This window comes from Rheinheimera sp. 4Y26 (assembly GCF_025245835.1).
GTDB lineage: Bacteria > Pseudomonadota > Gammaproteobacteria > Enterobacterales > Alteromonadaceae > Pararheinheimera.
The window spans coordinates 118319-130486 of record NZ_JAOBWS010000006.1 but is presented as its reverse complement, the minus strand read 5'-3'; the positions used below and the strand labels follow the sequence as shown (position 1 = coordinate 130486).

Annotated in this window: 12 protein-coding genes and 1 riboswitch; of the genes, 4 read left to right on the top strand and 8 right to left on the bottom strand. The window is 50.1% G+C overall.

All coding sequences use genetic code 11. From position 1 onward, the window contains the following. Window positions 1-74 precede the first annotated feature (74 nt). From flgA to N3Z11_RS09720, 4 genes are all read left to right on the top strand, one after another. On the top strand, window positions 75-833 hold the full coding sequence (gene flgA, locus N3Z11_RS09735; RefSeq protein ID WP_260656983.1) for a flagellar basal body P-ring formation chaperone FlgA: 759 nt from the start codon (window positions 75-77) through the stop codon (window positions 831-833). A gap of 69 nt (window positions 834-902) precedes the next feature. Then, window positions 903-1184, top strand: a complete 282-nt coding sequence (gene flgM / locus N3Z11_RS09730; RefSeq protein ID WP_260656982.1) for a flagellar biosynthesis anti-sigma factor FlgM — start codon at window positions 903-905, stop codon at window positions 1182-1184. Then, entirely contained in the window at window positions 1181-1621 is a 441-nt protein-coding gene (locus N3Z11_RS09725) for a flagellar protein FlgN (protein ID WP_260656981.1), read from the top strand. The genes flgM and N3Z11_RS09725 overlap by 4 nt, the downstream gene beginning before the upstream one ends. 430 nt (window positions 1622-2051) lie before the next feature. Continuing rightward, window positions 2052-4040 (top strand): sensor domain-containing diguanylate cyclase, encoded by a 1989-nt coding sequence (locus N3Z11_RS09720; protein WP_260656980.1) that lies wholly within the window; start codon window positions 2052-2054, stop codon window positions 4038-4040. Window positions 4041-4119: 79 nt separating this feature from the next. On the opposite strand, the gene N3Z11_RS09715 is transcribed toward N3Z11_RS09720, so the two are convergent. From N3Z11_RS09715 to N3Z11_RS09680, 8 genes are read right to left on the bottom strand one after another with little or no spacing between them, the layout of a single operon-like run. Next, window positions 4120-4470 carry a hypothetical protein gene (locus N3Z11_RS09715; RefSeq protein WP_260656979.1) on the bottom strand — a complete coding sequence of 117 codons (351 nt, stop codon included), beginning with the start codon at window positions 4468-4470 and terminating at the stop codon, window positions 4120-4122. Further along, entirely contained in the window at window positions 4463-5806 is a 1344-nt protein-coding gene (locus tag N3Z11_RS09710; protein WP_260656978.1) for a FliI/YscN family ATPase, read from the bottom strand. The genes N3Z11_RS09715 and N3Z11_RS09710 overlap by 8 nt, the downstream gene beginning before the upstream one ends. Beyond that, the gene (locus tag N3Z11_RS09705; protein WP_260656977.1) at window positions 5793-6431 is read right to left on the bottom strand and encodes a flagellar assembly protein FliH; all 639 of its coding nucleotides are present in this window, start codon (window positions 6429-6431) and stop codon (window positions 5793-5795) included. The genes N3Z11_RS09710 and N3Z11_RS09705 overlap by 14 nt, the downstream gene beginning before the upstream one ends. 2 nt (window positions 6432-6433) lie before the next feature. Continuing rightward, the gene (locus N3Z11_RS09700; protein WP_260656976.1) at window positions 6434-7453 is read right to left on the bottom strand and encodes a FliG C-terminal domain-containing protein; all 1020 of its coding nucleotides are present in this window, start codon (window positions 7451-7453) and stop codon (window positions 6434-6436) included. Continuing rightward, window positions 7434-9185: a flagellar basal-body MS-ring/collar protein FliF gene (gene fliF, locus N3Z11_RS09695; protein ID WP_260656975.1), complete on the bottom strand. Its 1752-nt coding sequence runs from the start codon at window positions 9183-9185 to the stop codon at window positions 7434-7436. Before fliF ends, N3Z11_RS09700 begins: the two co-directional genes overlap by 20 nt. Before the next feature lie 11 nt (window positions 9186-9196). Then, window positions 9197-9517: a flagellar hook-basal body complex protein FliE gene (locus N3Z11_RS09690; protein ID WP_260656974.1), complete on the bottom strand. Its 321-nt coding sequence runs from the start codon at window positions 9515-9517 to the stop codon at window positions 9197-9199. An 18-nt stretch (window positions 9518-9535) separates the two neighbouring features. Next, window positions 9536-10846 carry a sigma-54 dependent transcriptional regulator gene (locus N3Z11_RS09685; RefSeq protein WP_313771350.1) on the bottom strand — a complete coding sequence of 437 codons (1311 nt, stop codon included), beginning with the start codon at window positions 10844-10846 and terminating at the stop codon, window positions 9536-9538. A gap of 13 nt (window positions 10847-10859) precedes the next feature. Further along, entirely contained in the window at window positions 10860-11792 is a 933-nt protein-coding gene (locus tag N3Z11_RS09680; RefSeq protein ID WP_260656973.1) for an OmpA family protein, read from the bottom strand. A 102-nt stretch (window positions 11793-11894) separates the two neighbouring features. Further along, window positions 11895-11987: riboswitch (cyclic di-GMP riboswitch) on the bottom strand. Between the last annotated feature and the right edge of the window lie 181 nt (window positions 11988-12168).

Below are 12168 nucleotides of genomic sequence, written 5' to 3'. Positions count from 1 at the left end.
TACCCTGTAATAAACCGCAGCAGCTGAGGCTGAATTACAAGCTTTGTGCCACTATCAAAAGGCTCTATGATTGAATGAGTTACCACACCAGGTTGTCACAGAAAATCAGCAAAACGGAAGCATTACTTCCGCTGTGGAAGTGGTTATTTTTCCTCCTGCTGGCGCTTCCGCTTAAGCTCAGCGCCAGTACAGAACAACAAATCAGAAGTCATATCAGCGCTGAAGTGCAGCGTTTTGCCCGTCAGTTAGGTGCCACGGGGCAGGTCAAACAACAGATAGACTTGTCGTTACCGCCTGCGCTGCAGAAAAAACCAACCTGTAACAAACTCATTATCAGCCGCAGCAATTCACAGCAGGCGCCCTGGGGCCGCACCAGCTATAGTGTGGAATGCCGTGACCAAAAAAGCTGGCAAAGCCGGGCCACCGCCAAAGTGCGGGTCTGGTTGCCGGTGGTGGTGGCCAGCCGGCAAATTCAGCGGGACGAAGTGCTGAGCGCCGATATGCTGAGCACCCGCCTGACGGAGCTGGAACAAAGTAAACTGGGCGTTGAACTCAAACCCGAAGCGCTGCTTGGGCTGCAGGTCAAACGCCGAATTGCGGCGGGGCAAGTGCTGAGCAGGCAACATCTGACAGCACAACTGCTGGTAGAAAAAGGCAGCCATGTGCTGATCACAGTGCAAAGCGAGGGTTTTTCTGCCAGCACTAAAGGGCTGGCGTTGGAAGATGGTCAGCTTGGACAACGGATTAAGGTGCAGAACCTGTCGTCCGGTGTGGTGATTGAAGCTGAGGTAGTGGCAGAAGCCAGGGTGCAAACTATTTTTAAATCACATTAAAGTTTCAGCGGCTGTTGGTCGCTGATTATGCTTAACAGCAGATTTAGCTTTTATCGCGTGGTAGGCAACATGATCAAGATAGACCAATCAAAACAAATTCTGCCGGTACAAAAAACCGAGCAGCAAATACAGCAGGTGACGCAAAAGACGTCGCAACCTGCGAGTCAGGTACAACAAAGCGAAATCAGCAGCACCACTCAGGCAATACAGCAGGCGTTTAATACTCTGGCGCAACATGGTGAAGTTGACTTTGATAAAGTAGCGCAAATTAAAGTCGCGCTGGCCAATGGTCAGTTATCAATGGACGAAGACAATCTGGCTCAGGCCATTCTGGACTTTCACAGAAAATGAACCAGCAAGCGCTGAAAGTGGTGATCGCCGGTTTACAGCAGGACACTGAACTGTTGGCTGAACTGGGTAAAGTATTGCAACAACAGTATATTTTAATGAGTTTGCGTCAAAGCGAGCAGCTGGAACAGCTGAATCAGCAGGCGCATCAGTTGTTGGCAAAGTTACAACACAACGCCACAGAACGGCAAAACGCTATGCAGCAAATGCAGTTACCTTTGTCTGAGCAAGGCATCGAAACTTTATTGGCGATGTTGCCGGAAAAAGTACGGAACGCCAGTCGCCAATTGTTTGATAAGGTGCAGCAACATACCCAAATTTGTCAGCAATTGAACCGGAAGAATGGCGAACTGCTGGCTTATCAGCGCGGCCTGATGCAAAAACTGCTGGGTCTGGACGACAAAACCCAATATCCGCAACTCCAGATGTCTTCCCGCTAATCATTGGATTCACATTTTTTATTGATGCAAGCTGTTAAAAAGCTGGCTCCCATCTGAACTTACAGCTATAACTTGTTGTGTTAAAAAATAATTGTGCATAAACAACTGTACAACAACATGTCGACAGCGCAGCTGTCTGAGTGCAAGCCAGAACGAACTTTACCCGCCTGCAAAAAGCATGCTGTTCACTGGATTTGCTGCCGGGGTAATAGCAGCCGTTACCCCGCAACAACAGCGGAAGGATCTTATGCAAAGTGTGCAGATGCTAAGTTCAGGTATCAGTAGTTCCGGTATAAATAGTTCAGCTTTACCAGGCTCAGATCGACAAAACTCAGCTAAATCCGGCTTCACAAAACAAAACCCGGCACAGAAAAATCCAGATACACACACAAAGCATCAGCCCAAAAAACCAGCATGGCTTAGCACAACCTTGTCACTGTTGTTGTGCGGCTTGCTGTTTGTCACGCCGGCAAGTGCTGTCACAGAACCGCAGCACAACATCAGCGCCGCAGACTTAAAGCAACTGCCGCCACTGCCTGACGAATATCAGCAGTTGTCTTATGCAGAACGGCTTTCATGGCTGACGCAGCAATTGCAAAAGGCGAACAGCGCAGCCCGGCGTTATCAGCTCAATAACGAAATGGCTTACCAGCACTTTATTAATTCCGACAATGTGTCTTTACTGCAAATATGCAAAGCAGCCAAACCGCTCGATTTTGACCTGCACTATCGATACATGTGCGCCACCAGCAACAGCGAAAACTTAGAACAAAGTGTCCGTGAGTATATGCAGCTGTATGACGATGCCATCAGTGCGAAAAACATTGATCTTGCCACTCAGGTGGTATCGGGCCTGGCCTGGTTACAGTCGACTCATGGCGATATTGCCAGCGCTTTTCGCAGTTATGAACTGGCCATGTCACTGGCTAAACAAGCCAGCCCTGAAGCACTGAATGATGTGATGCTCAACACAGCGGCACTTTATGTGATGTACGGCGACAAAACTTATGTGCAAAAAGGCGTGCAGCTGCAACAGGACACCATCAAACGGCTTCGTGAGTTACCAGCACAAAACCCGGAGACAACAGCTTATGTCAATGACATCCTCGCGCTGACTCACCACAATATCGGCGTGGCTTTTGCGCTGCATCTGCAGGACTATCAGCAGGCGCTGCACTGGTTTTTGCAGGTCGACCCGGCTCATAAAGAGCTGCGTCGCTCTTCGTTACTGTTTTCCGCTTTATCAGCTGCTGAGTTACAGCAAAAAGCCGAGGCGCAGCGTTTACTGATGGACGCAGCAAAGGCGCCCAGAAGTGCGGAACCGACCACCAATCTTTATCTCGACTGTTATCAGCAACTGGTGCTGCAGAAAATTGCCGAGCCTGCCAATTTACAGCTCTGTCAGCAACTCAGCGTGCAGACACCGCTTGAAGTCAGATTGGATCTGTACAAAAGAATGGCACTGCTGGAGCAGGCCGACTGGCGCCTGGTGGGCCTTGAAAAACTGCATCAGTTATTTATCAGCAAACTGGAATCCCAGCTGAAACAAAGTGCCACCCAGTCGGCTTCAAATGCTGAACTGAGCAGGTTACAGCTGGAGTCGGAGCTCAAAACCCAACTGCTGGAAAAAGAACAATCACTGAAAAAAGCCGAACAGGAACAGCATAAAAGCCAGATGATGCTAACGGTGGCTGCTGTCGCCATTTTGTTGCTGGTGTTGCTGGTGATCACTATTCAGCTGAGGCAAAACCGCAAACTGGCGAAACAATTTGAATCACTCAGTGTGCTCGATGGCCTGACTGGTCTGCATAACAGACGTTATTTTGAACAAAATATCCAGCGGGAACTGAATTATGTCCGGCGTTCACAACAGGATGGCACAGGCCACACCATCGCCTTTTACCTGCTGGATATCGACCATTTTAAAAAAATTAACGATAACTTCGGCCATGATGCCGGCGATGAAGTGCTGGTTGAGTTTGCCCGCCGTATCAAACAGGCCATTCGGGAGACCGATATGCTGATCCGCTGGGGTGGCGAAGAGTTTTTACTGGTCGCGAGGCTGGAACAAAAGACCGATCACCACCATATTGCCGAGCGTATCCGCACTGTGGTGAACGACCAGCCTTTTGTTCTGGCCAACCAAAACCCGCTTGTGGTGTCCTGTACTATAGGTGCTGTGGTGTATCCGCAAGCAAAAAATGAAGTGGTGCAAATGGACTGGCAGCATCTGGTGCAACTGGCCGATGCCGCTTTGTATCTGGGTAAACACAAAGCGCGCAACTGTTGGGTTTGTGTCGACAATATTCTGGATTTAGCTGCGATTGAACAAATTTTGCAGCAGGATTTGGCATTGTCTGAGTCGCGGCAGCAGATTGTGCTGAGCAGCAGCTTTCAGTCTGTCGCGACGACACTCTGACTGAATGGATAACTGAACCGGCCCCGCAGCGCAGTTAATGCCGAGCGAACCAGCACCACTACAGCGGGTGTAACAGGGTTTAATCTTCGCGGCTTTTCACCGGTTTACGCTTTTCCAGCAAAGTGTTGAGCGCCAGATAATAAGCCCTCTGTTTGGCGGCGGCGTCCTGCTGCAGGTGCAGATCATTTGCTGTGTTGATAACCCTTTGGGTTTGAACTTCAATCACCTGCTCTACCGACGCTTTCATCGCCACCGCATTTTGATAAAACAACACTGAACTGACATTTTGCGGCGGATGAATAGAGTCACTGTGCTGCTGCAATAACGTCAGGCGTTCAAGCTCCTGCTGCTGCAGCCGCGACAGATCCCGAACCCTTTCATTCATGGCTCTGAGTTTGTCTTTTTGCATCTGGGCATAGGTTTTAAGCATGTTTTGGCCTTAGCAGCTGCGCCAGCTCAGTTTGCGATTGCTGAAAATTATGGGCTTCAGAAAGCCCCTGGCATAAAAACTTTTCCAGTGCAGGGTACATATCAACAGCCACATCGAGCTCCGGATCTTTGCCCCGCTGATAAGCACCAAGCGGGATCAGTTCACGCACCTGCTGATAACGGGCATATAACCGTTTTAATAAATAGGCATGTTTGAGCTGGGTTTCCGGCACTATTTGTGGCATTACCCTGCTGATAGAAGCACCTATATCAATAGCCGGATAATGGCCCTGCTCGGCCAGCTCCCGGGTTAACACTATATGACCGTCCAGAATGGCACGGCAGGCGTCCGCTATCGGGTCCTGTTGATCGTCCCCTTCCGCCAGCACTGTATAAATGGCCGTCATACTGCCAGCACTATCCGCACTGTTTCCTGCTTTTTCAACAAGTTGTGTTAGCTTACTAAATACAGAAGGCGGATAACCTTTAGTGGCAGGAGGTTCGCCCACTGACAAGCCAATTTCGCGTTGCGCCTGGGCATAGCGGGTCAGCGAATCCACCAGCAGCAGCACATGAAAACCCAAATCGCGAAAATAAGCCGCCAGCCGGTGACTGAGTTCGGCCGCCCGCAACCTTAATAATGGCGATTGGTCCGCCGGCGCCGCCACCACTATGGCTTTTTTTAAGCCCTGTGGCCCTAAGCTATGTTCAATAAAATCTTTAACTTCCCAGCCACGCTCCCCAATTAAACCGACAATCACAATATCGGCCTGGGTGTATCGCGTCATCATGCCCAGCAACTTACTTTTACCCACACCAGAGCCAGCAAAAAGGCCAAGCCTTTGCCCCTGGCCCACGCTAAATAATGCATTAATGGCGCGGATACCAACATCAAGCGGCTGCAACACGCCTTTTTTTTGCAGTGGATTGACCGCCGCCAGACTGGCGCTGATGGTGTCTCCATGGCGCAGCGGCGGCAAGCCATCCAGCGGCTGCATCAGACCGTCCACCACCCGGCCCAGTAAAGCAGTTGATACCAAAAGCTGATTGGCCTGAGGGGCAGCCCTCACCCTGGCACCGGCCTGCAATCCTTCGACTGTACTGAGTGGCATTAAAAAAGCATGATCGGGCTCAAAACCCACCACCTCAACGTCGTACCAATGGCCGTGCTGACTTTCGACCTGATACCTTTGTCCCATCACAAAGTCGCCACCTGAAGCACTTAACATCATGCCGTTGAGCCTGAGCAGCCGGCCAAAACTCTGCACTGCATCAGGCGGGCTGAGCTGGGTCCTGGCCTGTGCCAGGCGCTGGCTGAATGGGTCAGAGTGTTTCATGCATCAGGCTGTCCCGAACCGGTTGCAGCGCCTGCTGTAACCTTTGCTGATAATCCAGCTGATGCAACTGCGCCCGGCCGTTAAAAAACACTTCGCCCGACGCCAGCTGAGGTTCCTGCAACAAAGGGATATTCTGAATTTGATTAATACCGTCAAATAACGGCGCGTCCTCTGGGGATATCTGAATAGAGTCAATAACATCAGTTTTGCCAAGCTCAGGTAACAAAGTGTCGATGGCCTGATGTAATAAGGCTGGCTGTAATTTGAGTTCAGCTTCTATCACCAAAGATGCCAGACTTTGCACCAGCAACAGAATCTCCTGCGCCAGCTGGGCATCATTGAGCCGTAATTGCTGCTGAAATTGCTGGTTTAATAAATCTAATGCTGCTTGTTGTCTGGCGGCAGCTTCAGCTTTGGCCTGCTTTAACTCAGCACTGAGTTTGGCTTCGGCGTTCTGCTGCCCCTGCTGCATGCCGCGCTCGTAGGCTTGTTGCTGCGCTGCCGCTATGCCTGCGATATAACCTTGCTGATAATAATGTTCGTTCGGGTGTTTAAACTCCACCACACCGTCATGACGTTGTAACGACGGAAAACGGAATTCAAGATCCTGCGCTGTGCTTTGCATAATTAACCCACCGTTTCTTCAGGATACAACCGGTATTCAGTCCAGCCGCCGGCAATACGTTGTTTGACGATGGCCATAATTTCCGCTCTGGCCGCTTCCACTTTGCGTAGTGGCTGCGGTTTCATGGTTTCAATCTGCTGCCGGTACACAGCTGCCAGCCGTTTGGGTAATACCGACAAAATACTGTCTGTGAGTGCCTGGTCGGCCCCTTTAAGCGCAGTCACCCATAATTCATCCGGAATATCTGTCAGCAGGGTATTGATCACATCTTCGCTCTGCCGGCTGATACTAAAGAAGTCATACATCTTGTCTTCAATAGCCTCCGCCATGGCCTGATCATGTTGTTTCAACAGCGCCATCACTTCGGTTTTGTTCCCGCTGTAACGGTTCATTATGTCGGCAACTTTCTGCACACCATTGACTCTAGCCCCAACCTGTTCGCCCACATATTCGATACAACGTTCCAGGGTGTAGCGTAAGTCTTCAATCACATGTTCGCTGACTTCCCGCATATTGGCGATACGGTACAGGATGTCGTTGTGTTTTTCGGCCGGGTACAAACTCAACACAGCACTGGCTTGTTCCGCTGGTAAAAAGGCCAGGATCAGCGCCTGCATCTGGATATGTTCCTGCTCCATAAAACGCACCAGCAAGTCCGCCGGTACCCATTCCAGCCGACGGATATCGTCGGCTAAAGCGCCGCCATAAATATCATCCAGCATGCCACGCGCCAGTTTACGTCCCACAGCTTTATCCAGGGCGCGTTCCAGATACACTCTGGAAGCACCGCTGACACCACTTTCGTTACGGTAACAGTCAAAAAAATCAGTCAGGATCTGCGCCACATGATCCTGGGTAAAATGCGAAATTTTTGCCATACGCTCAGACAAAGCACGCACTTCATTACGACTAAGTTTTTTAATAATGCCGGCAGCATTTTCTTCGCCCATGCTCAGTAGCAGGATGGCAGCCCTGTCGAGGTCAGAAATCTGCTTGGCTGGTTCAGCTCTTGACGGATTCAATGGCCACTCCTCGTTCTATCCAATACTTAATAACTGCTGTCACCCGGTCAGACTCACGATTGGCAAGTAAATGTAAATGGCTGATTTGTTCAGCAAATTCAGAACCCACCTGTGGCAGATCTATCGGATGGGCGTGTGCAGCCTGATGCTGAGAGGCACTCTGGCCTGATGTTGCTACCGCCTGATTTTCCAGCACCGCAGGCTCTGCCGCTGCTACATTGTCATGCATTGAGGCGCCGGCCATGGCCGGGCCAAAAGCCTGTGCCGGTACCAATTCACGGTTTTTCCGGCTGACTAAATGATTTACCAAAGGACGAACACCAAAAATAATCAGTGCCAACCCCAGCAAGGCTCCGACCGCATAACGGGAATACTCTTTGACTTCAGGAAGTTGCCACCAGGGCACAGCTTCCAGCTCAGCTGCAGGGTCATATTTCACAAAACCAAAACTGCTGATATGGAACTGGTCACCGCGCTCGGCATTAAAACCTGTGGCTGTTTTGACCATTTCGCCCAGCTGCGCCAATTGCTCAGGTGTCCAGCTTTTTGCTTCCGCGCCAGCGACAGCCGTGTCATTGACCAACACAGACACACTCTGACTGCGGATGCGGCCAATTTCATAACGGGTATGAGTTACGGCTTTGCCGGTGTCATACTTTTTATTCATTTCGTTACGCTGTGAGGTGCGCTCATTGGCGTCGGCCTGCTGGGCATTTGGGTCCTGCGGGTTAGGCACAGGTGGCTGATTCGCCAGAGAACCGGGTATCCCCATCGCCAGCTGGTCCTGCATCGCGTCGGTTTTTTGCATTTCGGAGGTCAGTACAGTGTCTTTATCCAGCGATTCGCGGGTTTCTTCCACCACGTTAAAATCAACATCGGCTGACACCTGAATACGGTAATTGCCCTCACCGACAATGGGCAGCAGCATAATGGACGCTCTTTCTTCAATATTGCGTTCCACTTTTTCGATAAAAGCGAGTTTTTTGTCGGTTTCTTTGCCCACCGGCGTGGTGTCAAACAAATCACCACTGACCAGTTTGCCGCGTTGATCCACCACCGAAATCTGCCGGCTATCCAGGCCGGGAATACTGCCGGCCACCAGGCTGACAATAGCCTCCACCTGTTCAGGTTTCAGGGTATAACCAGGGGCCAGGTCCACCATCACTGAAGCAGCAGATTTTTCTTCTTCCCGTCCGACAAACAAATTCCGTTTTGGAATGGCAAGATGCACTCTGGCGTTACGCACCCCATCCATCGTAATAATGGTGCGGGCTAACTCACCTTCCAGCGCGTGCTGATATTGCATCGACTCCATAAACTGGCTGGTGCCCATAGTGACTTTGCCGTTCATTGCCGACAAACCTTCCGGCATCGCCGCTTTAATGCCGCGCGCGGCCAACGTAATACGCGCATCAGCCAGCCGGTCTTGCGGCACCATAATATTGCCGCTGTCGGTGTCTATCCGAAATGGAAACTGCTCTTTATCAAGGATCTCAACAATACCGGCTTTGTCGTAATGCTCCTGGCTGCCATACAAAGGCACATAGTTTTTGGCGGAGGTCCACAAAATGACCACTATAGTGGCGGCCACCAGTGTTGCTAACAAAGCAATGGACGCCAGGCTTTTATCACCATTAGGCAACCAATTGATTTTGTTAGACATATTAATGACACGCTCACGCAACCTGTTATCTGCCGGCAGCGGCGCTGCTTTTGCAAGTTCTGTTTTCATCGTTTACTGCCTTATAACGACATACGCATAATGTCATCAATACCGTTCATGACCTTGTTGCGCATCTGCAGCAGCATTTCAAAACTGAGCGACGCTTTCTGACTGGCCACCATAGCGCCGACTAAGTCATCACTGCGACCTGCATCTACCGCCGCCATTAACTCAGAAGCAGCATTTTGTTCGGCATTAATGCCCCGGATCACATGGGTAAAGTCACTGGAAAAACTGCTGTCCTGCACGGCGGAAGGCGCTATGACTTCATTGCTGGCGATCTGTTTCAGATCAGCAAACTGGGCAAGTAAACTTTGTTGGGTATCAATTGGAGTCATCATCGGATTTCCTTTTCTGTTTCAGGCCACTGCATCAATATCAACACCATGCTCACGCATAGCCGCCAGTTTATATCTCAGTGCTCTGGTGCTGACGCCCAGCGCTTGTGCTGCCTTGGCGCGATGGCCTTTGCATTGGCTCAACACCCCAAGAATGTAATCAAATTCAGCATTCTTTTTGCTGCGTTTTAAGTTGTTTCCTAATGCAGCATCAACAGCTTTTGGCTGCACCGGCAGATTTAAATCCATCGCCTGAACTTCAATACCCCGGGCCATCACCAGTGCGCGCTGCACCACGTTTTCCAGTTCACGCACATTGCCTGGCCAGTGGTATTGCAGCAGCAATTGCTTTGCCTCCTTGCTGAGCAGGTATTTACCATCGGCATACTTTTGAATAAAAAACTCAGCCAGCGGAATAATGTCGTCTTTGCGTTCACGCAAAGCCGGCCAGCTGAGGGGCAGAACATCGAGGCGGTAGAACAGGTCTTCACGAAATAAACCCTGTTCCACCAATAAACGCAGGTCTTTGTTGCTGGCCGTAATAACACGAAGGTCCAGCTTAATTTTCTGATTGCTGCCAAGCCGTTCCAGCTCGCGCTCCTGCAGCACCCGTAACAATTTGGCTTGCAGTGCCAGCGGCAATTCGGAAATTTCATCCAGCACCAGAGTGCCGCCATTGGCACTTTCAAACTTACCAATCTGTTGGTTAACCGCGCCGGTAAAAGCGCCTTTGTTATAACCAAATAACATGGCTTCGAGCATGTTTTCCGGAATAGCGGCACAATTCACCGCCACATATGGTTTGTCGCGGCGTGGCGATACATTGTGGATATAACGCGCCAGTTTTTCTTTGCCAGTGCCGGACTCACCATGCAGCAGCACTGTCGCGTCGGTTTGTGCCGCGCGGTTTGCCAGTTGTAACACCTGACGGCTGCCGGCTGACACCGCCACCAGTTCTTTTAAGCCCAGACTCATCGAAGCGACATTGCGTAAAATATTCTGTAACTGTTTGGTATTAAAAGGTTTTAATAAATAATCTATGGCACCGTTGTTCAGACTCTGTGCCGCCTGCTGATGTTGGGTTTTATCCACCAGCACAATAATCTGGCAAGCGGGATAACGTTTTTTCAGCAGCAACACCAGGTCCGGCATTTGCATTTGTGGCAGTTCAGTTGCCAGAGCCACAATTTCCGGTTGTTGCTGGCTGCAACAATTAAGTAAAGCGGTTAAATCGGCGGCATGTTGCACCTGGTAACCTTCGGCTTTGATACATTGCTGCACTTCCGCAACCGGCCTGCATGGCTCAATCCACAATAAATGTTTCATGTTCATGTGCTGTCTGTCCTTAAGCTGGGGTACGGATCAGGCGGATCATCACCCGTCTGTTGTGTTTAGGCCCACCATGGCCAACGGCCTGGGGATATCTGTTACCGTGCGCGCGGATTTCTATTTTTTGTTTATTGACACCAAATTCAATCAGTCGGGATGCCACTTCATCGGCACGCTCTTCCGACAGTACTCTGTTGGCCAGGCTGGTTGGTGCGTCATCGCTGTGACCATCAATCAGAATTTTGCGGACTTTTTTATCCTGCTGGATGTAACTGGCGAGCAAACGCAGGTAAGCGATGCTGTCGGCATCGGCCAAGCGTTCACCTGAGGGATAAATCACCTGATATTCCCGCGCCTGTTCCCAGCGCAGCGGCAATAAACCGGCGATACAAGCCTGGAACTGCTGCAAAGCAGGTTCAAATTTCAGATTGGGCACTGTCAGATCAATGGCTTGATCAGGCAGATCCAAACTCAGTTTCAGCCAGTAGCCTTGCTGTAACTGCTGCATGATAAGCGGAACTTGTTCGGTAAAACGTGCCAGTCTGGCTGAGGTAAAAGAAGGCGAAAAACGTACTGCTGGCGCAGTCTGAACCGGCTGCCAGCCTGCAGTGACAACCTGCCCCTGCACATCCTGCAATTCCAGGTGCACGGCATCCAGCTGCAGTTGCATCTCAATCGGACGCCCTGGTTCTTTGGTAAAAGCCAGGGTAGCCATAGCCCCCAGGGATTGCGACATACGGCACAAAAACTGGTCGCCACTGATTTGCCAGTGGGATTGATCAACAGCAGGCAGATACTGCTGGTCAGCATTGATTAAAGCTGGCGCGAGCCAGAGGCTCATCAGAAGATCAATCACTATATTGCCGTCCTTTAAATCTTTATCAATTGCAACAGGCAACAAATGCCGGCAACAAACCAATAACAAATTAAAAGCAACGCGCAGGAGCAAGTAGCAATATCCGGTACTATATCCGGAATATCAACTTACTTTGACAGGCAAGCTGTTGATTTTATGCAAAAACCAACAGTCCACCTCAAAGATGCTGCTTACTAATGCAACCCCGCTATCGATAGGATCCTAGCAGATCCCTTAGACCGGAGGCTTTGCGTCCTGACCTTTCGGCACAGTTTGCCTTTTAATTTTTAAGCCTGATTAAAACGTCTTCAAATTGTATGAATCTGAACTGACGCTTAACCGCAAAAAAAATGACTAAAAAAATCTGGTTATTCTTTAACCTAAATTTCAATCAGTTAAAAACGCTTGTTTACAACAGATTGGTGTTAAAGCAACCAGACTCCGTACCCGAATTAACTAAATTTATCAT

Excerpts from the sequence above, each read along its gene's own strand:
- N3Z11_RS09725 (WP_260656981.1), top strand. The coding sequence starts at position 1,181 with ATGAACCAGCAAGCGCTGAAAGTGGTGATCGCCGGTTTACAGCAGGAC.
- flgM (WP_260656982.1), top strand. The coding sequence starts at position 903 with ATGATCAAGATAGACCAATCAAAACAAATTCTGCCGGTACAAAAAACC.
- fliF (WP_260656975.1), bottom strand. The coding sequence starts at position 9,185 with ATGAAAACAGAACTTGCAAAAGCAGCGCCGCTGCCGGCAGATAACAGG.
- N3Z11_RS09705 (WP_260656977.1), bottom strand. The coding sequence starts at position 6,431 with ATGCAAAGCACAGCGCAGGATCTTGAATTCCGTTTTCCGTCGTTACAA.
- N3Z11_RS09715 (WP_260656979.1), bottom strand. The coding sequence starts at position 4,470 with ATGCTTAAAACCTATGCCCAGATGCAAAAAGACAAACTCAGAGCCATG.
- N3Z11_RS09710 (WP_260656978.1), bottom strand. The coding sequence starts at position 5,806 with ATGAAACACTCTGACCCATTCAGCCAGCGCCTGGCACAGGCCAGGACC.
- flgA (WP_260656983.1), top strand. The coding sequence starts at position 75 with ATGAGTTACCACACCAGGTTGTCACAGAAAATCAGCAAAACGGAAGCA.
- N3Z11_RS09690 (WP_260656974.1), bottom strand. The coding sequence starts at position 9,517 with ATGATGACTCCAATTGATACCCAACAAAGTTTACTTGCCCAGTTTGCT.
- N3Z11_RS09685 (WP_313771350.1), bottom strand. The coding sequence starts at position 10,846 with ATGAACATGAAACATTTATTGTGGATTGAGCCATGCAGGCCGGTTGCG.